Origin of the sequence: Luteimonas sp. J29 (assembly GCF_000472505.1) — a bacterium.
GTDB lineage: Bacteria > Pseudomonadota > Gammaproteobacteria > Xanthomonadales > Xanthomonadaceae > Luteimonas.
Genome location: NZ_AWZR01000005.1, coordinates 83,197 through 108,303, shown reverse-complemented (window position 1 = coordinate 108,303; position 25,107 = coordinate 83,197). Strand labels below are relative to the sequence as shown.

18 protein-coding genes and 1 pseudogene are annotated in these 25,107 nt (G+C 71.8%); 6 read left to right on the top strand and 13 right to left on the bottom strand.

Going from position 1 to position 25,107, the window contains the following annotated elements:
* Nucleotides 1–35: 35 nt before the first annotated feature.
* Complete coding sequence (locus LUTJ29_RS16965) at nt 36–1,124, bottom strand: aldose epimerase family protein (protein ID WP_051322886.1); 1,089 nt, start codon at nt 1,122–1,124, stop codon at nt 36–38.
* Between the two features lie 495 nt (nt 1,125–1,619).
* Here LUTJ29_RS16965 and LUTJ29_RS0109345 point away from each other — a divergent pair, with 495 nt between their 5' ends.
* Complete coding sequence (locus tag LUTJ29_RS0109345) at nt 1,620–4,454, top strand: TonB-dependent receptor (RefSeq protein WP_051322885.1); 2,835 nt, start codon at nt 1,620–1,622, stop codon at nt 4,452–4,454.
* Nucleotides 4,455–4,523: 69 nt separating this feature from the next.
* Nucleotides 4,524–6,080: an alpha-L-arabinofuranosidase C-terminal domain-containing protein gene (locus tag LUTJ29_RS0109340; RefSeq protein ID WP_027072284.1), complete on the top strand. Its 1,557-nt coding sequence runs from the start codon at nt 4,524–4,526 to the stop codon at nt 6,078–6,080.
* 48 nt (nt 6,081–6,128) lie between these two features.
* On the opposite strand, the gene LUTJ29_RS0109335 is transcribed toward LUTJ29_RS0109340, so the two are convergent.
* The 6 genes and pseudogenes from LUTJ29_RS0109335 to LUTJ29_RS16950 form a co-directional block, all read right to left on the bottom strand.
* Entirely contained in the window at nt 6,129–6,533 is a 405-nt protein-coding gene (locus LUTJ29_RS0109335) for a GFA family protein (protein ID WP_027072283.1), read from the bottom strand.
* A gap of 79 nt (nt 6,534–6,612) precedes the next feature.
* Nucleotides 6,613–6,969, bottom strand: a pseudogene (gene arsC / locus LUTJ29_RS0109330) (arsenate reductase (glutaredoxin)); the annotation flags it as partial.
* 142 nt (nt 6,970–7,111) lie between these two features.
* On the bottom strand, nt 7,112–7,516 hold the full coding sequence (locus LUTJ29_RS0109325) for a hypothetical protein (RefSeq protein WP_027072281.1): 405 nt from the start codon (nt 7,514–7,516) through the stop codon (nt 7,112–7,114).
* Nucleotides 7,517–7,742: 226 nt separating this feature from the next.
* Nucleotides 7,743–8,801 (bottom strand): arabinan endo-1,5-alpha-L-arabinosidase, encoded by a 1,059-nt coding sequence (locus tag LUTJ29_RS0109320; RefSeq protein WP_198012668.1) that lies wholly within the window; start codon nt 8,799–8,801, stop codon nt 7,743–7,745.
* Nucleotides 8,798–9,763 (bottom strand): glycoside hydrolase family 43 protein, encoded by a 966-nt coding sequence (locus LUTJ29_RS16955; protein WP_051322884.1) that lies wholly within the window; start codon nt 9,761–9,763, stop codon nt 8,798–8,800. Before LUTJ29_RS16955 ends, LUTJ29_RS0109320 begins: the two co-directional genes overlap by 4 nt.
* Before the next feature lie 18 nt (nt 9,764–9,781).
* The gene (locus LUTJ29_RS16950; protein WP_043741005.1) at nt 9,782–11,131 is read right to left on the bottom strand and encodes an MFS transporter; all 1,350 of its coding nucleotides are present in this window, start codon (nt 11,129–11,131) and stop codon (nt 9,782–9,784) included.
* 148 nt (nt 11,132–11,279) lie between these two features.
* Between LUTJ29_RS16950 and LUTJ29_RS0109305 the strand changes: the two genes are divergently transcribed.
* From LUTJ29_RS0109305 to LUTJ29_RS0109295, 3 genes are all read left to right on the top strand, one after another.
* Nucleotides 11,280–12,287, top strand: coding sequence for a LysR family transcriptional regulator (locus LUTJ29_RS0109305; RefSeq protein ID WP_027072279.1), 1,008 nt, complete (start codon nt 11,280–11,282; stop codon nt 12,285–12,287).
* A 146-nt stretch (nt 12,288–12,433) separates the two neighbouring features.
* Nucleotides 12,434–14,161 carry an IlvD/Edd family dehydratase gene (locus tag LUTJ29_RS0109300; protein WP_027072278.1) on the top strand — a complete coding sequence of 576 codons (1,728 nt, stop codon included), beginning with the start codon at nt 12,434–12,436 and terminating at the stop codon, nt 14,159–14,161.
* A gap of 152 nt (nt 14,162–14,313) precedes the next feature.
* A complete protein-coding gene (locus tag LUTJ29_RS0109295) occupies nt 14,314–16,620 on the top strand; it encodes a glycoside hydrolase family 127 protein (RefSeq protein WP_232221192.1) in 2,307 nt (768 codons plus the stop codon).
* A gap of 18 nt (nt 16,621–16,638) precedes the next feature.
* Here LUTJ29_RS0109295 and hutG read toward each other — a convergent pair whose 3' ends face one another.
* Nucleotides 16,639–17,415 carry an N-formylglutamate deformylase gene (gene hutG, locus LUTJ29_RS0109290; protein ID WP_027072276.1) on the bottom strand — a complete coding sequence of 259 codons (777 nt, stop codon included), beginning with the start codon at nt 17,413–17,415 and terminating at the stop codon, nt 16,639–16,641.
* A gap of 155 nt (nt 17,416–17,570) precedes the next feature.
* On the opposite strand from hutG, the gene LUTJ29_RS16945 reads away from it, so the two are divergent.
* A complete protein-coding gene (locus LUTJ29_RS16945; RefSeq protein WP_043741044.1) occupies nt 17,571–18,554 on the top strand; it encodes a glycoside hydrolase family 43 protein in 984 nt (327 codons plus the stop codon).
* A gap of 71 nt (nt 18,555–18,625) precedes the next feature.
* Here LUTJ29_RS16945 and gorA read toward each other — a convergent pair whose 3' ends face one another.
* The 5 genes from gorA to LUTJ29_RS0109255 all read right to left on the bottom strand — a co-directional run bounded on the left by gorA (nt 18,626) and on the right by LUTJ29_RS0109255 (nt 25,054).
* Nucleotides 18,626–19,990: a glutathione-disulfide reductase gene (gene gorA, locus LUTJ29_RS0109280; RefSeq protein WP_027072275.1), complete on the bottom strand. Its 1,365-nt coding sequence runs from the start codon at nt 19,988–19,990 to the stop codon at nt 18,626–18,628.
* Nucleotides 19,987–21,243 carry an FAD-dependent oxidoreductase gene (locus LUTJ29_RS0109275; RefSeq protein ID WP_027072274.1) on the bottom strand — a complete coding sequence of 419 codons (1,257 nt, stop codon included), beginning with the start codon at nt 21,241–21,243 and terminating at the stop codon, nt 19,987–19,989. The genes gorA and LUTJ29_RS0109275 overlap by 4 nt, the downstream gene beginning before the upstream one ends.
* Before the next feature lie 41 nt (nt 21,244–21,284).
* On the bottom strand, nt 21,285–22,487 hold the full coding sequence (locus LUTJ29_RS0109270) for a DUF418 domain-containing protein (RefSeq protein WP_084524814.1): 1,203 nt from the start codon (nt 22,485–22,487) through the stop codon (nt 21,285–21,287).
* Nucleotides 22,488–22,531: 44 nt separating this feature from the next.
* The gene (locus tag LUTJ29_RS16940) at nt 22,532–24,496 is read right to left on the bottom strand and encodes a serine hydrolase domain-containing protein (RefSeq protein WP_051322882.1); all 1,965 of its coding nucleotides are present in this window, start codon (nt 24,494–24,496) and stop codon (nt 22,532–22,534) included.
* Nucleotides 24,497–24,571: 75 nt separating this feature from the next.
* A complete protein-coding gene (locus LUTJ29_RS0109255) occupies nt 24,572–25,054 on the bottom strand; it encodes a peptidylprolyl isomerase (RefSeq protein ID WP_027072272.1) in 483 nt (160 codons plus the stop codon).
* Between the last annotated feature and the right edge of the window lie 53 nt (nt 25,055–25,107).

The window sequence follows — 25,107 nt, the reverse complement described above, 5'->3', positions numbered from 1 at the left end:
CCATGCGGCCGGCATGGAAGGTGGCGTCCGCCCGACTATGCGGGCGACGCGTCGTCGCTGCCAAGGCCGGGCTGGTCGAGCCGGAGCGCCCGCGCGACCTCGTCCCAGCCACGCCCGCGCCCGGGACGGGCGAAGCGGTACCGGATCCTGCGCACGTAGCGCTGGCCGGGCGCGAGGATCGCCGGCGGGAACCCGGGCCGGTTCGGCGCGTCCGGGTAGTCCTGCGGTTCCAGGCAGATGCCGTCGCCCAGCCCCGGATGCTGGCGCGCCAGCCCCTGGCCACCGTAGAACTGCAGCGCAGGCGCGTCGGCGTCCAGGCGCATCGCCACCCCGCTGTGCGGCGAATACAGCGCCGCGGTGAAGCCGCGCGCGGCGTCGAGCACGAGACAGTGGTCGTAGCCGCCGCCGGCCTCGAGCTGCGGATGCGGCGCGGCGCCGGCGAGCGGGCGCGCAACGCGGAAATCGAATGGCGTCCCGTCCACCGGCGCCACGCCGCCGAGCGGGATCAGCGCCGCGTCCACCGGCAGGAAGTGCGACGCGGGGACCTGCAGCCACTGGGCCGCGGCCGGCACGCCGCGGTCGCCGGCGAGGTTGAAGTAGGGATGGTGGGTCGGATTGAACGGCGTCGGCGCATCGCACCGCGCCTCGAACACCAGGCTCAGTCCGTCCGCTTCGGCACGGTAGGTGGCCACCACCTCGAGGTTGCCCGGATAGCCTCCCTCGCCCGCCGGCGAGCGCAGCGACAGCGACAGCGCCTCCTCCGAATGCGAGGCGACGCTCCAGAGCCGCCGGCCGAAGCCCGCGGCGCCGCCATGGAGCTGGTTGGGTCCTTCGTTGGCATCGAGCCTGTAGTGCCGGCCGTCGAGCACGAACGCCGCGCCGGCGATGCGGTTGCCGTAGCGGCCGACCAGCTGCCCGAGATACGCCGGATCAACGGCGTAGGAGCGCGCGTCGGGGAGGCCGAGCACCACGTCAACCGCGCCCCGCTCGCCGGGAACGCGCAGCCGCGCGAGGATCCCGCCCAGGTCGAGGATTTCCGCCGACACCTGCGCCGGATCGCCGATCGCATATGCGCCGACCGCCGGCCCATCGTCGAGCCGTCCGAAGTTCCGGATGCCGCCCATGCCTGCTCCCGTGCGGCGGACCCTCCGCCGCGCGGCAGCTTAGGGGCGTCCCGGCAGGCCTGCCATCCCGCTTTTGGGATCGGTGCAAGGCCAGATCGAATGCCTCGCGGGGGTCCCGCAAAACATATCCGCTTTCATATTCATCTGGGCCATAAATTCATTAGAAGGTTATCAAACCCGAAACTATTCTCGGTTCGCGTCCCGGCCACACAACGCCACCAGACACGGCCGGGACGCCTCGCCGCGCAGCGCGCGACGGACACGAATCGAACGACAGCGTCCAGACGGAACCGGGAGGGGTTTGACAGTGACGACGCAGATTCGAGCGGCATCCGCGGATGCCGCCATGCCACGCCCCCACGCCGCGATCCCGTCCGGCCCGCGGCCCACGCGCCGCCGATGGCGCCGCCCGCCGACCCGGTCGTTGTTCCCCTGATCCCGCCGCGTCGCACGGCGGCGCGGGGTTTCCCGACATCCCGAGACATCGAGGCCCACATGAACCGTCCAACCCGCCGGACCCAGCCGCATGCCCTGCGCCTTGCCGCGTTGCCCGCCGCGCTGGCACTCGCCATGGCCGCCCTGCCCGCCACCGCGCAGGACGCGCCGCGCACCTGCCCCACCGCCGACGATCCCGCCGCGCCCTGCGCGGACGCGGTCGAACTCGACCGCGTGGAGGTGCGCGGCCTGCGCGGCAGCCTGGTCGACGCGCTCACGATCAAGCAGGGCTCGATGCAGATCGTCGACGCGATCGTGGCCGAGGACATCGGCAAGTTCCCGGACAACAACCTGGTCGAGGCGCTGCAGCGCGTGACCGGCGTGCAGACCACCGACCGCGGCGACGGCGAGGTGTCTACGGTCTCGATCCGCGGCCTCAACGACGTCAACACCACCATCAACGGCCGCAACATCTTCACCGCCTCGGGCCGGTCGGTGGCGCTGGCCGACGTGCCGGCGAGCCTGCTGGCCAGCGTGGAGGTCTTCAAGACCCGCTCGGCGGCGCATATCGAGACCGGCATCGCCGGCACGCTCGACATCCGCACCCACCGCCCGTTCGACTTCGACGGACGCCGGTTCGTGGTCGCCGCGCGCGCGATCCACCAGGAGCAGAACAACGAGACCGACCCCAACGTCAGCCTGCTGGCGTCCAACACCTGGGACGTGGGCGGCGGCCGGTTCGGCGCGCTGGTCAACGTGTCGTACGCCGAGACCAACTATCGCGACCAGAGCGTGACCGCCGGCGCGATGGTGCCCTTCTTCACCGACAACCCGCCGGAGGGCTTCGTGCCCTACGAGCGCATCCCGACCATCATCGACGGCGCCGATGTGTGGCAGCCGGGACTCGAGGCCGGCCTGCCCTTCGCGCCGGGCTCCACGGTCCCGGTGCGCGGCCAGCAGTACGAGTACGTGCTTTCGCGCGACGCGGTGTTCGCCAGCGACCTCACCGGCAAGCGCGAGCGCCCCGCCGCCAGCGTCTCGCTGCAGTGGGCCCCGGACGACGCCTCGGAGTACGTGTTCGAAGCGTTCTACAACGGCTACCGCAACGAATCGTTCAACTCGCTGCTGTTCTCGTTCGTCGACTGGTGGGGCGCCCTGGGCGACAACCCCGGCCAGAACATCGAGCTGTACCCGGGCACCAACATCGTGCGTGCCCGCCGCGGCATCGGTTTCCCGTACAACTTCACCAGCGGCGACCTGTCCACCGGGCGGACCGACAGCTTCCTCTACGCCCTGGGCGGGCGCTGGGACGTGGGCGAACGGCTGAAGCTGCGCTCCGAGGTCACCTACCAGGACAGCGAGTACGAGACCGACTTCTTCGCCATGCGCGCCGAGCGGGTCACCCGCAGCGTGTGGGTGGACTTCAATGCCGGCGGGGGCAAGCCCGCGTTCGGCTTCGACGACGATCCGGAAACGCCGGGCATCGACGAAAGCGACACCGCCGATCCGGCGCAGTGGAACCTGGCCCAGCTCTACGACAACGCCAACTACGCCCGGGGCGACGCGGTCACCTTCACCTTCGACGGCGACTACGCCGCGGACTGGGGCCCGTTCCACAAGGTGTCCTTCGGCGTGCGCTACGACGATCGCAGCGCCAGCGAAGGCATGCGGGTCGGTCCGGACAACGCCTGCGACCTCGCCCTGCCCGACTGTTCGTTCGCCGCGCGCCCGGGACTGGTGCACACCAACCGGGGCTTCTTCGACGGCCGCTCCGACGTCCCGTCCTCGTGGGTCGTGCCGGATGGCCACTACATCCGCGCCAATGCCGACTTCTACCGGCAGCTCTATGGCCGCCCCACCGGCGACCAGCTGGTGATGACGGAGAACTTCAACGTCGGGGAGATCACCACCAACGCCTACGTGCAGGGCGACTTCGCCTTCGATTTCGGCGAGCGGACCCTCGACGGCCAGGTCGGCCTGCGCTACGTCGACGTCGACACCGACATGCGCTTCGGCGAAGGCACCGCCTCGGCCAGCGCGTCCAAGGTGCTGCCCAGCCTGATCCTGCGCTACAGCTTCACCCCGGGCCTGATGGCGCGCCTGGCCTACGGCGAGACCCTGCGCCGGCCCGGGTTCGCCCAGCTCAACCCGAACATCATCTACACCGACGACGTCACCAACATCGGCTACGGCACGGCGACCGGCGGCAACCCGAACCTGCGGCCGACCGAATCGAAGAACTACGACCTCGGCCTGGAGTGGTACTTCGCCCCCGGCAGCGCCCTGTACGGCACCGTGTTCCGGCGCGAGATCGAGGGCATGGTGTCGGACTTCCGCCGGCGCGTGACCTACGAGGGCTACGACTACATCCTCACCCAGCCCGACAACGCCTCCAGCGGCGAACTGGAGGGCGTCGAGCTGGGCCTGGTGTGGTTCCCGGACAACCTGCCGGGGCTGCTCGACGGCTTCGGCATCCAGGCCAGCTACACCGCGCTGGACTCCAGCCAGCAGATCCCGATCACCAACACCGCGGGCGAGGTGGTGGGCAGCACCACCACGCCGATGTTCGGCATCTCCGACACCTCCTACAGCGTCGTGCTCGCCTACGAGCGTGCCCGCTTCGGCGCCCGCCTGTCCTACGTCTGGCGCGACGACTTCCTGCACCATTACGAGGCGCCGCAGTTCGCCAACCCGCTGGGCGTGTACTTCGACGCGGAGAAGAGCCTCGATTTCCAGATGAGCTGGGAGGCCAGCGACTCGCTCAGCCTGACCTTCGACGCCACCAACCTCACCAACGAGATCTACCAGAGCTATTACCAGTACCCCGGCACGCACAACTTCGGCACCGCGCTCTACAGCCGCACCTTCGCCGTCGGTTTGCGTTACCGTTTCTGACCCGGCGCGCCGGGCGCCCGGCGCGCCCGGCGACGCACCCGACCCATCGACACCCGAGGCCGAGGAACCATGCTCAAGACCACCGTCCGAATGCTTGCGCTGACCACCGCCCTGTTCGCCGCGGGCCTGGCCCAGGCCCAGGAACCGGCGCGCGCCACCGCGACCCTGCGCGCCGACCAGCCCGGCGAGACCGTCAGCCGCTACATTTTCGGCCAGTTCGCCGAGCACCTGGGCTACGGCATCTACGGCGGCATCTGGGTGGGCGAGGACTCGAAGATCCCCAACACCCGCGGCTACCGCAATGACGTGGTCGAGGCGCTGAAGAAGCTCAAGGTGCCGGTGGTGCGCTGGCCCGGCGGCTGCTTCGCCGACGAGTACTACTGGCGCGACGGCATCGGCCCGCGCGAGAAGCGCCGGGTCAAGATCAACACCCACTGGGGCGGCGTGGAGGAGCCCAACAGCTTCGGCACCCACGAGTTCATGGACTTCGCCGAACTGCTGGGCACCGACGCCTACGTCTCCGGCAACACCGGCAGCGGCTCGCCGCGCGAGATGGCCGAGTGGGTCGAGTACATGACCTACGAGAAGGGCTCGTCGCTGGCCGAGGAGCGCCGCGCCAACGGCCGCGACAAGCCGTGGAAGGTGCCGTTCTTCGGCATCGGCAACGAGATGTGGGGCTGCGGCGGCAACATGACGCCCGAGCACGCCGCCAACCTGCACCGCCAGTTCCAGACCTTCGTCAAGGTCCCGGCCGGGCAGCAGATCACCAAGGTCGCGGCCGGCGCCAATGGCGACGACTACAACTGGACCGAGGTGATGATGAAAATCGCCGGCAAGCACATGGATGCGCTGTCGGTGCATTACTACACGGTGCCCGGCGGCTGGCCGCCGCGCCAGTCGAGCTTCGAGTTCGACGAATCGGCCTGGATCCTCACCCTCGAGGGCGCGCTGAAGGTCGACGAGCTGCTGCGCAGGCACATCGAGGTGATGGACCGGTACGACCCGGAGAACAAGGTCGCCCTGTACCTCGACGAGTGGGGCACCTGGTACGCGCCCTACCCCGGCACCAACCCCGGGTTCCTGCAGCAGCAGAACACGCTTCGCGACGCGCTCGTGGCCGCGATCCACTTCGACGTGATGAGCCGCTACGCGCACCGGGTGAAGATGGCCAACATCGCGCAGATGGTGAACGTGCTGCAGGCCATGATCCTGACCGATGACGCGAAGATGGTGCTCACGCCCACCTACCACGTCTTCGAGATGTACCTGCCGTGGCAGGACGCGACCCACCTGCCGCTCGAGCTCAAGGCGCCCGAGTACCGCCATGGCGGGACCAGGGTGCCCGCGGTGCACGGCTCGGCGGTGCGGGCGCAGGACGGCCACGTGTACGTGGCGCTGAGCAACCTCGACGCCCAGCGCCCGGCCAGCGTCTCGGTGGCGGTGGCCGGCGTGCAGGCGACCGGCGTGTCCGGCCGCGTGCTGACCGCCGACGCGATCACCGCGCACAACACCTTCGACGCCCCCGACCGGGTGCAGCCGAAGGCGTTCGACGGCGCACGGATCGAAGGCGGCAACCTGGCGGTCGACCTGCCGGCCCGGTCGATCGTCGTGCTCAAGCTGCAGTAGCGGCCCCTTGCGGTCCTCCGGGCCACGCCCGGAGGACCGCGCGCCGGTCTAGGCGCCCGGCATGCCCGGGTGCTCGGCCAGGCCCATTTCCAGCCGCGCCCACGGCGGCCGGTGCGCGACGAACAGCGCGTCGCTGGGCACGAACCGGGATGGATCATCCAGCGAGCCGGCGTAGATCGTCACCAGGTCCGGATCGGACTCGGGCGTGCCGAACAGCAGGCTGCCGCATTCGCCGCAGAAGTTGCGCACCGCGCTACGCCCGCTGCCACCCGGCGTGCGCCCCGCCTTCACCGGCCCGCTGGCCTCGAACGACGACTTCGGCACGCCCAGCACCGGCACCCCGCCGCTGCCCGAGGCGCGCTGGCAGTCGCGGCAGTGGCAGACGATGGAGAACAGCGCAGGCCCTCCAGACCGGTACCGGACCGCACCACACAGGCATCCACCCGAGAGCATCGCGCACCCCGTCGCCAACACAGGCGCAAGCTTCGCCCGGATCGCGCCCGTTGTGAACAGGCGCCACCGCCCGCGGTCAAGCCCCGGGGAGGATCTCCAGCACCGTGTCCGCCGGCCGGCACAGGCGCGTGCCGACCGGGGTCACCACGATCGGACGGTTGATCAGGACCGGGTGCGCCAGCATCGCGTCGAGCAGCACCTCGTCGTCCAGGGCCGGATCGTCCAGCCCCAGCTCCGCGTACAGCGGCTCCTTCGCCCGCACCAGCCCGCGCACGCCCACGCCGGAGTCGCGCGCCAGCGCGCGCAGCCGGTCGCGATCGGGCGGATCCTCCAGGTACTCGATGACCGTGGGTTCGAACCCCCGTTCGCGGATCATCGCCAGGGCGTTGCGCGACGTGCCGCAGCGCGGGTTGTGGTAGATCGCGATGCCGCTCATTCGGTTCTCCGCGACTCGGGATGCAGGCCGATGCGCAGCGTCCGCATCCGGGCCGCACCTGCCCCGGGACATTGTACCCGCGCGGTTCCCGTCCTCCCCGGCGGGCCGGCGCGCGGCATCACGGCTCGCCCCGGCGCCTCGATCAGTGGCTGGCCGGGAAGACGTGGAGCCCGCCGTCCTCGATGGTGATGGCTTCGCCGTCGACCGCGGGCGGATCGCCGGCCACCGGCAGCAGCGCGGTGGCGCACCAGTGCTCGCGGTTCTCCAGCAGCGCGATGATGCGTTCGCCGTCGCCGTCCGCGTAGGCGATGCACGATGCGACGGCGTCTTCGTGCATCGCCCTGTCCGAGAGGCTGGCCTGGAGCCCGTCCAGCAGCTCCGGAAGCTGGTCCTCGCCCGCGTCCGCGGCGATCGAGACCTCCACGCTGCCGTCGCGCATCAGCATCAGCCCGAGCGGCGGCACGCTGCGGCCGTCGGCCAGCATCCGGTTGGCCCGCGCGATGAGCTGCGCGAGCAGCTCGATGAAGTGGTCCTGCGCGTCGTCCATGCCACCTCCCCGGAAGCGGTGCGTGGGGCGGTCGCGCGTCTTGCGTCCGCGGCCGCCGGGCGGTCCCGGAAGACCGGCGGAGGCCGCCATGCTCACGGCGGTCCGGACAGCCTGGCGGGAACGCGCCCGGCGCGATCGGCGTCGACCGGGCTGCACCGGATCATACGCCTTCCATGCGGACGGCCAGATCGCGGCCGGTCGACACGCACGTGCCCCGGAACGGCCGCTACCTGTCCAGCCCCGACTGGTCCACCACCGGCCAACCCTCGGCATCCCAGGCGAGCGGCAGCACCTTGAGCTTGGGCCGTCCGCCATCCCCGGTATCGTAGGCGTGGAAGACCAGCCAGTCCCGGCCGTCGAAGGTGTAGGCGCTGTTGTGCCCAGGGCCGGGCCAGCGGGCGGTGCCGCGCAGGACTTCGGTGGCGCCGCCCTGGTCCATGCGCCGGCCGTCGCGGTCGAGGTAGGGACCGGCGAGGGTGCGCGAGCGGCCGACCATGATCCGGTAGTCGCTCTTCGCGCCACGGCAGCAGTGGTCGTACGAGACGAACAGGTAGTACCAGCCGTCGCGCCTGAACACGAACGGGGCCTCGACCGCGCCGGGTCCGGGGTCGGCGTCGTCGAGCAGGGCCGGACGCTCGCGCCTGGCCAGCGTGTGCCAGACCTGGGGCTCGGCGAGGCCGAGCCGGTCCTCGCGCAGCTTCACCAGCTTCAGCCCGCCCCAGAACGAACCGAACGCCAGCCATGGCGTGCCGTCGTCGTCCTCGACGAGGTTGGCGTCGATGGCGTTCCACAGGTCCCGGTGCGGGACCGAGCGCAGGACGATGCCATGGTCCACCCAACGGTAGCCGGGATCGGCCGGGTCGAGCGTGGTGTTGGTGGCGACGCCGATCGCCGAGGCGTTGCTGCCGCCGCTGGAGATCGAGTAGTACAGGTACCAGGTCCCGTCGTGGAAGGAGATGTCGGGTGCCCAGACATGGCCGTTGAACCTCGGCACGATGTCGTAGGCCCAGGCGGGGATCTCCGGGAACACCGGCGTCTCGGCCTTCCACGTCTCCATGTCGCGCGAGCTGTAGACGGTGATGCCCGGGCCGGTGACGAACAGGTACCAGGTGTCGCCCTGGCGGGCCATCACCGGGTCGTGGGCCAGCACGTCGGCCCAGTAGCCCTCGCGCGGCGCCGCCACTGGCGGGCTTTCCATCATGTCGTCGTTGTTCGGCGGCTGCTGCGCGAGCACGGGGCACGCCAGCACGACGGCGAACGCGATCGCGAGCCAGCGCGCGCTCACGACGACGCCTCCGGGATCTCCGCCTCGCGCAGCGGCCGGCCGAACACCGGCATCCCGTCGGCATCCCACTGCAGGGGCTGGATGCAGGTGTGGCGGTCGGGATTCCACAGCGGATCGCCCTCGATGCGGGTGTAGTTGCGGGCGTGGTAGACCAGCAGGTCCGTGCGGCCGTCGGGCGCCAGGACGAAGCTGTTGTGGCCCGGGCCGAATACCTCCCGCGCGGGATCGGACACGAACACGGGCGTGGGCGACTTGTGCCAGCTGGCCGGATCCAGCAGGTCCGCGCCCCCGTCCGCCCACAGCAGGCCCATCGCGTAGCGCTCGTCGGTGGCGCTGGCCGAGTAGCTCACGAACACGCGCCCGTGGCGCACCAGCACGGACGGCCCCTCGTTGACCATGAAGCCCTGCACCTCCCAGTCGAACTCCGGCCTGCTGAGCAGCACCGGGGCGCCTTCGACATGCAGCCCGTCGCGCAGCGGCGCCAGGTACAGGTTCGAATTGCCGGGGATGTCCGGATGCTTCTGCGCCCACAGGTAGTAGCGCACGCCGCGGTGTTCGAAGCTGGTGGCGTCGAGGCAGAACGCGTCGATCCCGCTGTCCACCTGCCCGGCGAACGTCCACTCGCCCGACATCGGGTCGGCATCGGTGCAGCGCAGCGCGTACATGCGGTGCTGGAACAGCCCGTCCCTGGTGTCGCGCGACGGGGCCGCGGCGAAGTAGACGAACCAGGTTCCGTCGATGCGGTGCAGCTCCGGGGCCCAGACCAGCGAACTCGCCGGTCCACCGGGCGGCGGCGTCCAGAGCACCCGCTCCGGCGCGGAGGCCAGCCCGTCGAGGGTGCGCGAGCGGCGCAGCACCACGCGGTCGTACTCGGGGACGGACGCGGTGAAATGGTAGTGGCCGTCGTGCAGCGAGACGTGCGGGTCGGCGCGGTTGGGGATGAAGGGGTTCGTGATCCGCATGCGGGAACCATCCAGTGCTCAGGGGGCCGGCGCGTCGACCAGGATCCTGCGCTTGATCTCCTGGTAGTAGCCGTCGGTGATCCGGTAGAAGAACATCACCCCGCCCATCAGCGCATGGAACACGCCCGGGATCAGGGTCAGCATGAGCGCGATGCCGTTGAGCGCGGTCTCGCTCTGCGGCTGGTCGGGCACGTAGCCGAAGCCCGCGAGCAGCATGCCGACGATCGCCCCCGCCAGGCCCATCCCGGCCTTCTGGCAGAACGAGATGCCGCCCATCGCCAGCCCGGCCACGCGGGTGCCCGCCCTGGCGTGGCCGTAGTCCACCGACTCCACCACCGCGGACCAGAACACCGGCGCGTGCAGGTCGACCACGAAGCAGATGAGGAAATAGAACACGAAGGCCAGGGCGACGTCGCCGGGGCCCACCAGCAGGTACATCGCCAGGCTGAGCACGCCCACCAGCAGCTGCGTCCAGCGGAACATCGCCACCTTGCACCAGCGCTTGGTGATCCAGGTCGAGGCGACCATGGCCAGGATCGCGGCGACCACGCCGGTCGCGAGGAAGGCCGAGAGCAGCCGGGCGTCGCCGCCCAGGTAGTACTTGGCGTAGTAGGCCGCGACCGAGCCGCGCACCACGTAGCCAACGGTGCCGATCACGCACACCGCGCACAGCAGCAGCCACTGGTCGTTGCGCAGCAGCAGCCGGGCCTGCTGCAGCAGCGGCGTGCGCTCGACCTGGTGGCGGACGCGTTCGGTGGTGGTGAAGAAGCAGAACAGGAACAGGACCGCCGCCATCAGCCCCATCAGCCCCATCGCCCAGCGGTAGCCCTCGGCCAGCTGCCCCTGGCCCCAGCGCTCGGCCAGCAGCGGGACCAGGATCGTCACCAGGAAAGCGGCGACCTTGGCGAAGAACAGCCGGTAGCCGTTGGCCGACAGCCGTTCCTTCGGGTCGGCGGTGAGCACGCCGATCAGCGAGATGTAGGGAATGGTGACGATGGTGAAGAACAGCGTCACCAGCAGGTAGGTGGCGTAGGCCCAGGCCAGCTTCGCGCCGTAGGCGGCGTCGGGCGTGGTGAAGGTCAGGGACACCGAAATGCCGAACGGCAGCGCGAACACCAGGAAGTACGGCCGGTAGCGGCCCCAGCGGGTCTCGATGCGGTCGGTCAGCAGGCCCATCAGGGGATCGGTGACCGCGTCGAACAGGCGCACCACGACCAGCAGCAGGGCGACGTCGGCCGGGCGCAGGCCGTACACGTCGGTGTAGAAGAACGTGATGATCAGCATCATCGAGGAGATCACCACGTTCACCGCCATGTCGCCGGCGCCGAACCCGATCTTCTCCAGTACCGACAGCTTGTGGTCCTGCATCGCCCCTCCCGAGGGTGCCGCGGCCGGTCGGGGCGCGGTCGGCCCGGGCCGCGTCTGCGCGCGGTTCCGGACGGAACCATTCTGGCCACGCGGAGGGATATGCAACAAATAGGAAAATCGTGATAATCGATTGCAATGACGATATAGGATGCCTGCCGTGCCCAGTCCGCCCTGGTTCGTCCGCGCCCGCGTCAAGACCCGCCAGCTGATGCTGCTGATCGCGATCGAGGAGCACGGCAACATCCACCGCGCGGCCGAGTCGCTGAACATGTCGCAGCCGGCCGCCTCCAAGCTGCTCAAGGACCTCGAGGACCTGATCGGCGTGCCGCTGTTCGAGCGCCTGCCGCGCGGCATGCGCGCCACCTGGTACGGCGAGAGCCTGATCCGCCACGCCCGCATCGCCCTGGCCAGCCTCGGCGAGGCCGGCGCCGAGATCGAGGCGCTGCGCGCCGGCCACGCCGGCAACGTCTCGGTGGGCGCGATCTCCGGCCCGGCCATGACCCTGCTGCCGCCGGTGCTGGCGGCGCTCAACCGCGAACACCCGGACCTGCGCGTGTCGGTGTCGATCGAGAGCAGCGACGTGCTGCTCGAGCAGCTGGCGCAGAACCGCATCGACCTGATGATCGGGCGCCTGTTCCCGCGCCACGACAAGCGCAACCTGCACTACGAGCCGATCGCCGACGAGGAAGTCTGCGCGATCTGCCGCCCCGGCCATCCGCTGCTGGCCGGCGGCACCCCCAGCCTCGCCGACCTCGCCGCCCTGCCCTGGGTGCTGCCGCCCGAGGGCAGCGTGCTGCGGCACCGCTTCGAGCTGATGTTCCAGAACGCCGGCCTGGACGTGCCGCGACGGGTGATCGCGACCGCCGCGCTTGTGCTGGTGCCGCGCCTGCTCGAGGACGGCGACCACCTGGCCGTGGTGCCGGTGGACGTGGCCCGCCACTACGCCCGCCACGGCGCGGTGCGGATCCTGCCGGTGGAGCTGTCGTGCGGCATGGATTCGTTCGGGTTCATCACCCGCACCGACTGGCTGCTCTCCCCCGGTGCGCGCACCGTGCTCGACGCGCTCAAGTCGGCGGCGGCCCGGATCTACCCGGCCCCGGCGGCACCGCCGCGGCCGGCCCCGTCGCGACGCCGGCGCGAGCCGGCAGACGCATAACCACTCCCGTATCGATATCCGGTGAATTGTTATTTTTCGGGCATGGATACGCCCGGTAGCATCGCCGGGGCAACAGGTCGGGGACGGGTCCGGTCGGATCCGCGCCGGCCTCCCTACGTCCACGGGCAGGAAGGATCCCCGACCGCATGAGCGCCCCTCCCAGGAAACCGGGCCGTCGCAGCCAGCAATGGTTCGGTCGCGACGGCAAGCAGGGTTTCTACTATCGCAGCTGGCTGAAGGGCATGGGTGTCCCGCACGAGATGTTCGACGGGCGCCCGGTGATCGGCATCTGCAACACCTGGTCGGAGCTCACGCCCTGCAACAGCTCCTTCCGCGAGCTGGCCGAGTACGTCAAGCGCGGCGTGTACGAGGCTGGCGGCTTCCCGCTCGAATTCCCGGTGATGTCGCTGGGGGAGACCCAGATCCGCCCGACCGCGATGCTGTACCGCAACCTCGCGGCGATGGACGTGGAGGAATCGATCCGCGCCAACCCCATCGACGGCGTGGTGCTGCTGATGGGATGCGACAAGACCACGCCGGCGCTGCTGATGGGCGCGGCCAGCGTGGACCTGCCGACGATCGGCATTTCCGGCGGCCCCTCGCTCTCGGGCAACTGGCGCGGCAAGCCGGTGGGTTCCGGCACCGGCGTGATCGAGATGTCGGAGATGGTGCGCGCCGGCACCCTCAGCCAGGACGAGTTCAACGAGGCCGAGGCCTGCATGCAGCGCTCGAAGGGCAGCTGCATGACCATGGGCACCGCGTCGACGATGGCATGCATGGTCGAGGCGCTCGGCATGTCGCTGCCGGAGAACGCGGCGATCCCGGCGGTGGACGCGCGCCGGTTCCGCCTCGCCCACCTGTCGGGCCGGCGCATCGTCGAGATGGTGCGCGAGGACCTGCGCATGTCGAAGGTGCTCACCCGCAAGGCCTTCGCCAACGCGATTCGCGCCAACGCCGCGATCGGCGGATCGACCAACGCGGTGATCCACCTGCTCGCCATCGCCGGCCGGCTGGGCGTGGACCTGAGCCTGGACGACTGGGACGCGATCGGCTCGCGGCTGCCCTGCCTGGTCAACCTCAAGCCATCGGGCCAGTACCTGATGGAGGACTTCTACTACGCCGGCGGCCTGCCCGCGGTGCTGCGCGAGATCGCCGCCCACCTCGACCTCGACGCACCCACGGTCAACGGCCGCACCCTGGGCGAGAACATCGCCGAGGCGCCGTGCTGGAACCGCGACGTGATCCGGCCGCTGGCCGAGCCGGTCCGGCCCGAGGCCGGCATCGCCGTGCTGCGCGGCAACCTCGCCCCCGACGGCGCGGTGATCAAGCCCTCGGCGGCCTCGCCGCACCTGCTGCGGCACCGCGGCCGCGCGGTGGTGTTCGAGGACATCGACGACTTCAAGCGCCGCATCGACGACGAGGCGCTCGAGGTCGACGCCGACAGCATCCTGGTGCTGAAGAACTGCGGCCCGCGCGGCTATCCGGGCATGGCCGAGGTCGGCAACATGCCACTGCCGCCGAAGCTGCTGCGCCAGGGCGTCACCGACCTGGTGCGGATCTCCGACGCGCGCATGAGCGGCACCGCCTACGGCACGGTGGTGCTGCACGTCTCGCCCGAGGCCGCCGCGGGCGGCCCGCTGGCGCTGGTGCGCGAGGGCGACGTGATCGAACTCGACGTGCCCGGCCGCCGCCTGCACCTGGAGGTGGACGCGGCCGAACTCGCGCGCCGGCGCGCGCAGTGGACGGCGCCGCCGCCGCCCGCGCGCGGCTGGGAGCGCCTCTACGTCCAGCACGTGCAGCAGGCCCACCTCGGCGCCGACCTCGACTTCCTGGTCGGCGGCAGCGGCGACGGGGTCGCCGGCGACTCGCATTGAGGCCGCGGCGGGCGATGGACGGCAGCGCGCGGAACGGAACTGTCGACGCGGCGCCCTCGCCCACCCGGCGCGGCTTCCTCCAGGCCCTGGGCACCGCTGCGGTGGCGCCTCTCCTCCCGGCCTCCGCGGCGGCCCCGGGGCATTCTCGCCCCATGCCGGCGGTCGGCCTGGCGGACGTGCGGCTGGGGCCGGGTCCGTTCGCGGATGCCCAGGCGCGCAACCTGCGCTACCTGGCCGCGCTCGAGGTCGAACGCCTGCTGGCGCCGTACCGGATCGAGGCCGGCCTGGCGCCGCGCGCGGACAAGTACCCGAACTGGGAATCGATGGGGCTGGACGGGCACACCGCCGGCCACGTGCTGTCCGCGCTGGCGTCGCTGGCCGCGCAGGGCGAACCGCTGGCGGACGAACGCCTCGACGTGATGCTCGCCGGACTGGCCGAATGCCAGCAGGCCAACGGCGACGGCTACCTCGGCGGCGTGCCGGGCGGTCGCCGGCTCTGGACGCGCATCGCCAGCGGCGAGTTCAAGGCCGAGGCGTTCTCGCTCGACGGCGCCTGGGTGCCGTTCTACAACCTGCACAAGATGTACGCCGGCCTGCGCGACGCCTGGCTGCTCGCCGGCCGCCGCGACGCGCGCGACATGCTGCTGCGCTTCGCCGACTGGTGCGAGGCACTGGTCGCCCACGTCGACGACGCCACCCTGCAGCGCATCCTCGATACCGAGCACGGCGGCATGAACGAGGTGCTGGCCGACTGCTTCGCGATCAGCGGCGAACGCCGCTACCTGCGCCTGGCGCGCCGCTTCAGCCACCGCGCCCTGCTCGAGCCGCTGCTGCGCCGCGAAGACCGCCTCGACGGCCTGCACGCCAACACCCAGATCCCGAAGGTGATCGGCTTCGCCCGCATCGGCGAGCTCGACGGCGACCAGGCCTGGATCGATGCCGCGCGCTTCTTCTGGGAGACCGTGGCCCTGCGCCGCAGCGTCGCCTTCGGCGGCAACAGCGTGCGCGAGCACTTCCACCCGGTCGACGACGCCTCGACCCTGCTGGCCTCGCGCGAGGGTCCGGAGACCTGCAACAGCTACAACATGCTGCGCCTGACCGCGCTGTTGCACCGGCTCGATCCGCAGCCGCGCTACGCCGACTTCTACGAGCGGGTGCTGTACAACCACATCCTGTCCACCCAGCATCCCGGGCACGGCGGGCTGGTGTACTTCACCCCGGTCCGGCCGCGCCACTACCGGGTCTATTCGCAGCCGACGCAGTGCTTCTGGTGCTGCGTGGGCAGCGGGCTGGAGAACCACGCCCGCCACGGCGCCTTCGCCTGCTCCCACGACGGCGAGACGTTGTCGGTGAACCTGTACATGCCGGCGCACGTCCACTGGCGCGAGCGTGGCGTGCGCCTGGAACAGCGCACGCGCTTCCCCGACGAGCCACGCACGCGGCTGGAACTCGCGCTGGACGCGCCCCGCGCGTTCACCCTGCGCCTGCGGCATCCGGCCTGGCTCGAGGGGCCGCTGCAGGTGCGGATCAACGGCAGGCCCCGGCCGCTGTCCTCCGCGCCCGGGCAGTGGGCCGACATCGCGCGCACCTGGTCGGACGGCGACCGGGTGGAGGTGGAGCTGCCCATGCACACGCGGATCGAGCCGCTGTTCGCCGATCGCGACTGGGTGGCGCTGATGCACGGCCCGCTCCTGCTGGCGGCGCGCACCGGCGAGGAGGACCTCGAGGGCCTCGTCGCCGACGACGGCCGCGGCAGCCATATCGCGCCCGGCCCGTACCTGCCGATGGACGGCGCGCCGATGCTGGTGGGCGCGCGCGACGCGCTGGCCTCGCACGTGCGGCCCGTGCCCGGCGCCCCGCCGCTGACGTTCGAGGCCGATGCGCTGCTGCGCCCGGCAAGCGCCCGCGGCCTGCGGCTGGAGCCCTTCTTCCGCATCCACGACGCGCGCTACGTCTGCTACTGGCGGACCACGACCGAGGCCGGCTATCCGGCGGTGCTGGCGGCGTTCGAGGCCGCCGAGCGCGAGCGCCAGGCGCTGGAGGCGCGCACCCTCGACCGGGTGCAACCCGGCGAGCAGCAGCCGGAGATCGAGCACGGGTACGCCGGCGAGGAATCGGCCACCGGCCAGCTGCTCGGGCGGCGCTGGCGCGACGCGCGCGGCTGGTTCGGCTACCGCCTGGCGCCGCGGCGCGACGCCTCCGCGCCGCCGCGGGCGCTGATGCTGGTGCTGTTCGGCGGCGACTGGAACGTGGCCATGGACGTGGAGGCCGGCGGCGAGGTGGTCGAACGCATCGTCTTCGAAGGCGGTGGCCGCGACGACTTCGACACCCGGCTCATCCCCCTGCCCCAGGCGCTCGCCGCGCGCGCCGGCGCCGAGGGTCTCGAGCTGCGCTTCATCGCCCGCGACGGACGCCGCACCCCGCGCGTGTTCGAAGTGCGGCTGTTGTCGGGCGAGTGATCCGTGGCGGCCGCGCCCTCAGCCCAGCGCGGCTTCGAGCAGCCGTCGGGTCACCGCCTGCGCCCGCGTCGCCTTCGCCTCGTCGTAGGCGAAGCTGTCCTCGTCCATGTAGATGCGCTGGCTGATCTCCAGCTGCACGGCCTCGATGCCGCGCGCGGGGTCGCCGTAGTGGCGGGTGATGAAGCCGCCCTTGAAGCGGCCGTTGTGGACCCAGTCGAAAGCGTCCTGCGCGCAGAGCACGGCCTCCAGCCGGGCACGCAGCTGCGGCGAGGCGCTGGCGCCGCCGGCGGTGCCGAGGTTGAGGTCCGGCAGCCGGCCCTCGAACAGGAACGGCAGCTCGCCGCGGATCGAGTGGCCCTCCCACAGCACCACGCGGCCGTGCGCGGCGCGCACGCGTTCGAGTTCGCCGCGCAGCGCGTCGTGGTACGGGCGCCAGTAGCGCTCCACCCGCGCGCGCACCTCGGTTTCGTCGGGCGCCTGGTCCTCGAGGTAGACCGGCTCTCCGGAGAAGCGCACGACCGGGCACAGCCCCGTCGTGTTCTGGCCCGGATACAGCGAGACATCGTCCTCGCCGCGGTTGAGGTCGATCACGTAGCGCGAGAAGCGCGGCACCAGCACCGAGGCGCCCAGCTCGCGCGCGAACGCGTACAGGCGCGCGATGTGCCAGTCGGTATCGGGCACGCGCCGCCCCTGCGGCGTCAGCCGCGCGGCGATGTCGTCGGGTACGAGGGTGCCGTCGTGCGGCAGGCTCACCAGCAATGGCGCCGTGCCGCGATGCAGGGTGAAGATTTCCATGGCCGGGATTGTACGGTCCCGCGACCGCACCCGGCCCGTGTCCCGCCCGCCACTTCCGTCCGCGGCCGTCGCCATCCCCGCGCCGCGCATGCCTTCCCCCTGCCGTCCCCTTCCCCGCATCCCGTGCCCGGATGCGCACCGCAAAGGATCCGCCGATGAAACGCCTGCTTCCGATGGCCTGCCTCATCGCCGCCTGCGCCACCGCGATGCCGGTGGCGCGCGCCGCCACCAATCCGCTGTTCGCCGACCGGCACACCGCCGACCCGGCGCCGCTGGTCGTCGGCGATACGCTCTACCTCTACGTCGGCCACGACATGGCCCGCGGCGAGGAGATGTTCAACATCGTCGAGTGGCGGGTGTACTCGACCACGGACATGGCGACCTGGACCGACCATGGCCCGGTCATGAAGCCGACCGCCTTCAAGTGGGCCAGCCGCGACGCCTGGGCCTCGCAGGCGATCGAAAGGGACGGCAAGTTCTACTTCTACGCCACGGTCGAGCACGACCGGACCCGGCCCGGCAAGGCGATCGGCGTGGCGGTGTCCGACAGCCCGACCGGGCCATTCGTCGATGCGCGCGGCACCGCCCTGGTCAGCAACGACATGACGCCGCAGGGGCCGCACACCTGGGACGACATCGACCCGACCGTCTTCATCGACGACGACGGCACCGCCTGGCTGATGTGGGGCAACGCCAACTTCTACTACGCGCGCCTGAAGCCCAGCATGATCGAACTCGACGGCCCGATCCTGCAGGCCGAACTGCCCAAGTACGTCGAAGGACCGTGGGTGCACAAGCGCGGCGACACGTATTACCTGACCTACGCCTCGATGGACAAGTCGGTCTCGGAGGACGAACTTGTCTCCTACGCCACCGCCCCGTCCATCACCGGGCCGTGGACGTATCGCGGCGAGATCAGCGGCCCGGCGGAGAACAGCTTCACGATCCACCCGGGGATCGTGGAGTTCAAGGGCCAGTGGTACTTCTTCTACCACAACGGCGTGCTGACGGTCGGCGACCATGCCGGCGGACTCGGTCGCCGCGCGGTGGCAGTCGAGCACCTCCATTACGACGCCGACGGCGGCATCGTCCCGATCGAGCACACCCGCGAGGGCGTGTCCGTGCCGCGCAAGCCCTGAGTCCCTGCCTGCGCACGGAGGCGATGCGCGCCGTCGCGCATTGCGTGATGGCGCGCGCCCCGCCGCAGCGCTCAGCGCATCAGCACCACTTCCTCGGCGCTGGTCGGATGGATCGCGACCGTGTCGTGGAGGTCGTCCAGGGTGATGCCCCGCTTCAGCGCCACCGCGAAGCCCTGCAGGATCTCGTCCGCCCCCTCGCCCAGCAGGTGGATGCCCGCCACGCGGCGTTCGTCGCCCACGCACACCAGCTTGAACAGGCTGTGGCGCGGCCGGTCGACCAGGGCCTGGCGCATCGGCCGGAACAGGCTGCGATACACGTGCACCGCGGCGTCGCCGTGGCGCTCGCGGGCCTGGGCCTCGGTCAGGCCGACCGCGGCCAGCGGCGGATGCGAGAACACCACGGTCGGCACGTCGTCGTAGTCCAGCCGCGCATCGTCGCGACCGCCGAAAACGCGGTCCATCGCACGACGCGCCGCGGAGATCGCCACCGGGGTGAGCATCGCGCGGCCGGTGACATCGCCCACGGCAGCGATGTGCGGCACGCTGCTGCGCTGGAAGGCGTCGACCACGACGTTGCCGTCGCCATCGAGTTCCACCCCGGCCGCCTCCAGGCCGATGCCGGCCGTGTTCGCCTGCCGCCCGATGGCGAGGATCACGTGCGCGCAGCCGTCGATCGTCCCGCCATTGCGGTCGCGGATGCACAGCGCCCCCGGCCCGCCCTCGATCGCCGCCAGCTCCCGGCCCAGGTGCAGGCCGATGCCCTGCTGGCGGTAGTCCTCCTGCAGCCGCTCCACCAGTTCCGCGTCGGAGTGCGACAACAGCCGTTCGCCGCGCGCCAGGATGTCGACCCGACATCCCAGCGCCTGCAGCACCCCGGCCAGCTCGACCGCGATGTAGCCGCCGCCGACCAGCGCCACGCGGCCCGGCGGCGCGTGGAAGGCGAAGAAGTCGTCGGAGACGCCGGCCAGTTCCGCGCCCGGGACATCCGGCCGCCGCGGCCGCGACCCGGTGGCGAGCAGCAGGTGGCGCCCGCGCAGGCGGTTGCCGTTGTCGCATTCCACGGTATGCGCGTCGACCAGGCGGCCGCGCGAGGGCACCAGCACGATCCCCGCCTCGTCCAGGCGCCGGCGGTAGCTGGCGTGGATGCCGTGGATGTAGCGCTGGCGCGCGGCGACCAGGGTCGGCCAGTCGAGGGTCGGCGTCTGCGGCAGGTCGAAGCCCAGCTGCGCGGCCACGGCCAGGTCGCCGGCGAGGCTGGCCGCCAGCCACATCGCCTTCTTCGGCACGCAGCCGACGTTGACGCAGGTGCCGCCGAGTTCGCCCGGCTCGAGCAGGGCCACGCGCGCGCCGTGCGACGCCGCCCGGAACGCGCCGGCCAGGCCACCACTGCCGCCGCCGAGCACCACGAGGTCGAAATCGAACGCGGGCTGGCTCATGCGAATCGCTCCGGCGAGTACGGGACGGGGTCCAGGTGCGGCGTCTCCCCGGTCACCAGCTCGGCCAGCAGCCGGCCGGTGGCCGTGCTCATGCTCACGCCGAGCATGCCATGTCCCGTCGCCAGCCAAAGGTGCCGGTGCCCGGGTGCACGGCCGATGATGGGCAGGTCGTCCCAGGACAGCGGCCGCCAGCCGTACCACTCCTCGCGCTTCGCCGGCCCGACCGGCTCGCGCAGGTATTCGGCCGCGCCGCGCTCGAGCGCATCGAGGCGGCGGCGGTTGAGCGTGGCGTCGTGGCCGGAGAACTCCATCGTGCTGCCGAGCCGGTAGCCGTCCTCCCAGACCGTCACGCACACCCGGCGTTCGAACAGGGTCAGCGGCCTCCGCGGCACCAGCGACGGCCGCGCGTAGGTGATCGAGTAGCCCTTGCCCGGCTGCATCGCACGCCGCAGCCAGCGCAGTCCGAGCGAACGCCCCAGCAGCGGCGACCAGGCGCCGGTAGCGAGCACGATGTCGCGCGCATGGCGTTCGCCGAGCGACGTGGACACGCGCATGCCGTCGTCGCGCGTCTCGGCCGCGGTTACCTCGCAACCGGTCTCGATCACGCCGCCGGCCCCGGTGACCGCGCGCGCCAGCTCGACCACGTATCGGTCCGGTCGCAGCTGCGCGTCGCCGGGGAAGTGCACCGCGCCCGCCAGGCCCTCGCGCAGCGCCGGATCCGCGGCGAGGTACTCGCGCCCGTCGATCACCCGCGACTCGATGCCCAGCGCCGCCAGTGCAGGCAGGTGGCGCACGTAGGCGTCGAGCTGCGCCGGATCGCGGAACACGCAGTCGGCGCCGGGTTCGGAGTACTGGCAGTCCAGCCGGTAGCGCGCGATCCACTCCGGGAACGCCGCGCGCGAAGCATTGAGGATCGCCGCGCGCGCCCTCGCCGACGCGTCCCAGTCGCGCGGGTTGCAGCGCGCGGCGAAGCGCAGCATCCAGCCCCAGAGCGCGGGATCCAGGCGCGGGCGCACGTAGAACGGCGCATCGGGCGTGAACATCCAGCGCAGCGCCTGGGCCACCATGCCGGGCGCATGCAGCGGCCCGGCATGGCTGGGCGTCAGGGTGCCGCAGTTGCCGTGCGAGCTGCCGCCGCCAACGCGGCCGGCATCGAGCACCCGCACGCTGCGACCGCGCCCGAGCAGGCACAATGCGCTCGCCAGCCCGGAGACGCCCGCGCCGACCACCAGGATGTCAGTGCGTTCCACCATCCCTGAAGTGTAACGGCGCGCGCGACGCGCCCCGTTTGGTTTCAGGCGCGTCGCATCGGCGGCGGCGCGCCGTAGCTGATGCGCCGCCACAGCCATTCCATCGGTCCGAAGCGGTAACGCGCCAGCCACCAGTGGCTGGCCAGCACCTGCAGCGCGAACACCGCGACCACGATCGCCACCTGACCCGCGCGCCCGACCTGGCCCCACAGCCCGAATCCCCAGCCATGGAACAGCAGCGCGGCCACCAGCGACTGCAGCAGGTAGTGGGTCAGCGCCATGCGTCCGGCCGGCGCCAGCCACAGCAGCGGCCGCGCCAGCGCGCGCGTGCCCAGCGCCAGCGCGAACAGCGCCAGGTAGCCCAGCGCCAGCGGCAGGCTGGCCAGCATCAGCAGCGCCGAAGCCAGGGTCATGGGACCGGCCTCGCGCATGCCGTCGAAGTGCGTGCCCACCGCCAGCGAGGCGGCGGTCAGCGCCGCGCCCGTGGGCAGGGTCCAGGCGGCCAGCCGCGCGAACCAGCCGCAGTGCGCCGCCACGTCGGCGAACCGCCCGGTGCCGTACAGCCACGCCCCGAGCATGAACACGCCCAGCACCATGGGCAGGAGCACGACGAGTCCCGGCAAGGTGATGGTGGCGAAGGCGTGCGCATTGCCGGCCACGGCCGCGGGCCAGCTGCCGCCGCCCAACGCCGCCGCCGCGGCCGCCGCGGCCCGGTCGGTGTCCGCGGCCATCCGTGCGAATGCCTGCTGCGCTTCGAGCGGAAGCAGGCCCAGGACCAGCCCGTACAGGACGAGCATCCCCGCCACCATGATGTAGAGGCCCGCGCCCAGCCACGGCCATGCGCGGCGCGGGATCCCGTCCAGCGCCAGCAGCAGCAGGCCTCCCAGCGCGTAGGCGTGGAGGATGTCGCCGCTCCACAGCAGCAGCCCGTGCGCCAGCCCGAATCCCAGCAGGGCCAGGCAGCGGCGCAGGTACACCCGCCGGAACGCGGGTCCGGACACCGCGCGCCCGGACATCAGCGCGAACCCCATCCCGAACAGCAGCGAGAACAGCACCCAGAACTTGCCCTGCACGAGCACGTACACGGCCATCGCGGCGACGTGGTCGGGGCCGGTCGCGGCCGGGTCGATGCCGCTGCCCATGTGCTGCGGCGGGCGCGTGAACCACTCGATGTTCATCAGGAAGATGCCCAGCAGCGCGAAGCCGCGCAGGGCGTCGAGCGCCTGCAGGCGACGGTCCGCGTCCACGGGCGCGGGAGCCGGCAGCGGCGGGGGGACCGGCGACGCCGCGGTCACAGCTTCCAGCCGACCAGGTTCCAGTCCCACAGTGCCACCGCCGCCGCGACCCATACCAGCACCGCCAGCACGTGTCGCAGCCGGCGACCCGGGCCCCAGCCGCGCGCGCGCCAGGCCGCGCCCAGGTGCCAGGCGTCCACCAGGACCAGCAGGTACAGCAGCGGCACGCTCCACAGCAGCACGGTCAGCAACGCGCCCGGATAGCGGTAGAACACCAGTTCCGGATCGCCCGTCGCGCACTTCGCGTACCAGAGCAGCCCGGCGCAGAAGCCCAGCCACGCCAGGGCCGAGACGTACATCCAGAACGCGGCGCGCCGCGCGGGTGGCCCGGCCTTGTCGCGCCGGTCGCGGCGCAGCCAGCCGCCGGCCAGCACCAGCAGCGAGACCGCCCCCGCGAGCGCGAGCGCCAGCACGAGCGCGGGCTTGCCGCGCCAGGGCCGGGTGCGCTCGAACGAATCGTGCCCGGCCGAATCGTGGAAGCCGATGATCCGGCCCTGGCCATCCTCGCGGAACACGACCCGCCCCGCGCCCTCGGCTTCGCGGAACACCAGTCCGCCCTCGGCGAGCAACCGCCGCGCCTGGCCACCGCCGCTGGCGACGAGCACGCCGTCGCCCGCGGCCTCGACGTCGATCGTCGTGCCCGTGAACACCTTCTCGGCGGAGGTGTAGTTGCGCCGCATGCCCGTGTAGCTGCCGGCGAAGCGGGCGGTGTCCACGGCCGCCGCACGGGCGGCCGGCGCCCGTGCGCGCTCGAAGTAGCGCTCGAGCACCCGCGCCGGCAGCTGCGTGGCCAGGCCGCGGCCGGTGTCGGTATTGGTCGAGACGAAGATCCCGACGCCCTCCTCCGGCGCCAGCATCAGCATCGAATGGAACCAGCCGGTGGAGCCGCCATGGGCGAGCACCCGCGTCGCGCCGAGGTTCCAGTCGAAGAAGCCGTAGCTGAAGCCGCCGGTCTGGGGCGCGTTGCGGAACAGCGAGGGCCCGAACAGGCGCGCGTGCGCCGACGGCGCCAGCACGCGGGCGCCGTCCAGTTCGCCTCCGCGCAGCAGCATGCGCAGGTAGCGGCCCATGTCGTCCGCGGTGGACGAGGCGCTGCCGGCGGGCGCGACGTGGGCGATGTATTCGAAATGCTGCGGCGCGAAGCCGCCGCCCTGGCGGAGGTAGCCCTGCGACCAGCGTCCCTCGAGCGCCGCGCCCGCGCGCCTGGCGTCGCCCGTGGCGAGCGGCTCGCGGAACGTGGTCAGGCGCATGCCCAGCGGCGCGAACAGCCGTCGCTCGGCCAGCTCCTCGAAGGCCGCGCCCCGGGCCCTGGCGACGATCGCGCCCAGCAGCCCGAGCGAATAGTTCGAGTACACCGCGACCTTGCCGGGCGCGCGCACCCGGCGCGGGCGGTGCCGCGCGAGGTAGTCCTCCAGCGACGGCACCGCGTCGGCGCGGTCGACGAACAGGTGGCCCAGCGCCGAATCCTCGAACCCGGCGGTATGCGTGAACAGGTGCCGCACCAGCACCGGCGGCAGGCCGTCGTCGGGCAGCCGCAATGCCTCGGGCAGGTAGTCGTTGGCCGGGGCGTCGAGGTCGAGGCGGCCTTCGTCGACCAGCTCCAGCGCCAGCAGGCTGGTGAAGGTCTTGGACACCGAACCGATCCGGAACAGCGTGCCGGCCGGATCCACCGCACGCTGCGGCGCCTGCGCCGCGATGCCGTAGCCGCGCAGCAGCAGCGGGCCCTCGCGATCCACCACCGCCACCGTGACCCCGGCGATGCCGTCGCGCCGCATCGCCGACTCGACCAGCCCGTCGACATAGGCCGACAGGTCGGCGGCGTCGATCGCGCGCGGCACGGGCGCCTGCGCGTCCCCGGCTTCGATGCCTGGCGGTGGCGGCGGCGCCTGCGCCTGCGCGGGCGCGGGCGGTGGACACAGCATCAGCACGGCCGCGAATGCGGCCAGCAGCAGGCGCGACATGGTTCCCCCCGTGGTGCCCGGGGGATTACATCACATCGCGCCGCGGCCCGGCCGTGTCGCGCGCGGCCGTCGGGATCAGTGCTGGTGGCCGCCGTCGCCGTGGACGTGGCCGTGCTCGATCTCCTCCGCGCTGGCCTCGCGCACCTCGACGATCTCGATGTCGAAGTGCAGGTCCTTGCCGGCCATCGGATGGTTGAGGTCCACGTCGACCACGCTCAGGCCCACCTTCTGCACGGTCACCGCGCGCGGGCCGAAGTTGGTGTTGAGCACCACCTGCTGGCCCGGCGCGAGCTTCTGCGGGCCGAAGTGCTTCTTGGGCACGCGCTGGACCAGGCCCTCGCGGCGCTCGCCGTAGGCCTCGGCGGCCGGCACGTCGACGGCGAAGCTCTCGCCGGCCTCGCGCCCGTCCAGCGCCTTTTCCAGGCCCGGGATGATGTTGCCGTGGCCGACCAGGATCGCCACCGGCTGCCCGGACTCCTTCGACGACTCCAGCGGCTCCTGGCCGGCTTCGGAGACGGTGTAGTGGAAACGGACGACGCGGTCTTTCTCGATCTTCATGGGGCGGCTCGCTGGCGCGGCGCGGGCCGCGGCTTGTCTGGACGGGAGGGTCC

Excerpts from the sequence above, each read along its gene's own strand:
- gorA (WP_027072275.1), bottom strand. The coding sequence starts at position 19,990 with ATGAGCCAGCCCGCGTTCGATTTCGACCTCGTGGTGCTCGGCGGCGGC.
- LUTJ29_RS0109305 (WP_027072279.1), top strand. The coding sequence starts at position 11,280 with ATGCCTGCCGTGCCCAGTCCGCCCTGGTTCGTCCGCGCCCGCGTCAAG.
- LUTJ29_RS16945 (WP_043741044.1), top strand. The coding sequence starts at position 17,571 with ATGAAACGCCTGCTTCCGATGGCCTGCCTCATCGCCGCCTGCGCCACC.
- LUTJ29_RS16950 (WP_043741005.1), bottom strand. The coding sequence starts at position 11,131 with ATGCAGGACCACAAGCTGTCGGTACTGGAGAAGATCGGGTTCGGCGCC.
- LUTJ29_RS16940 (WP_051322882.1), bottom strand. The coding sequence starts at position 24,496 with ATGTCGCGCCTGCTGCTGGCCGCATTCGCGGCCGTGCTGATGCTGTGT.
- LUTJ29_RS0109340 (WP_027072284.1), top strand. The coding sequence starts at position 4,524 with ATGCTCAAGACCACCGTCCGAATGCTTGCGCTGACCACCGCCCTGTTC.
- LUTJ29_RS16965 (WP_051322886.1), bottom strand. The coding sequence starts at position 1,124 with ATGGGCGGCATCCGGAACTTCGGACGGCTCGACGATGGGCCGGCGGTC.
- hutG (WP_027072276.1), bottom strand. The coding sequence starts at position 17,415 with ATGGAAATCTTCACCCTGCATCGCGGCACGGCGCCATTGCTGGTGAGC.
- LUTJ29_RS16955 (WP_051322884.1), bottom strand. The coding sequence starts at position 9,763 with ATGCGGATCACGAACCCCTTCATCCCCAACCGCGCCGACCCGCACGTC.
- LUTJ29_RS0109300 (WP_027072278.1), top strand. The coding sequence starts at position 12,434 with ATGAGCGCCCCTCCCAGGAAACCGGGCCGTCGCAGCCAGCAATGGTTC.
- LUTJ29_RS0109275 (WP_027072274.1), bottom strand. The coding sequence starts at position 21,243 with ATGGTGGAACGCACTGACATCCTGGTGGTCGGCGCGGGCGTCTCCGGG.
- LUTJ29_RS0109345 (WP_051322885.1), top strand. The coding sequence starts at position 1,620 with ATGAACCGTCCAACCCGCCGGACCCAGCCGCATGCCCTGCGCCTTGCC.
- LUTJ29_RS0109255 (WP_027072272.1), bottom strand. The coding sequence starts at position 25,054 with ATGAAGATCGAGAAAGACCGCGTCGTCCGTTTCCACTACACCGTCTCC.
- LUTJ29_RS0109325 (WP_027072281.1), bottom strand. The coding sequence starts at position 7,516 with ATGGACGACGCGCAGGACCACTTCATCGAGCTGCTCGCGCAGCTCATC.
- LUTJ29_RS0109295 (WP_232221192.1), top strand. The coding sequence starts at position 14,314 with ATGCCGGCGGTCGGCCTGGCGGACGTGCGGCTGGGGCCGGGTCCGTTC.
- LUTJ29_RS0109335 (WP_027072283.1), bottom strand. The coding sequence starts at position 6,533 with ATGCTCTCGGGTGGATGCCTGTGTGGTGCGGTCCGGTACCGGTCTGGA.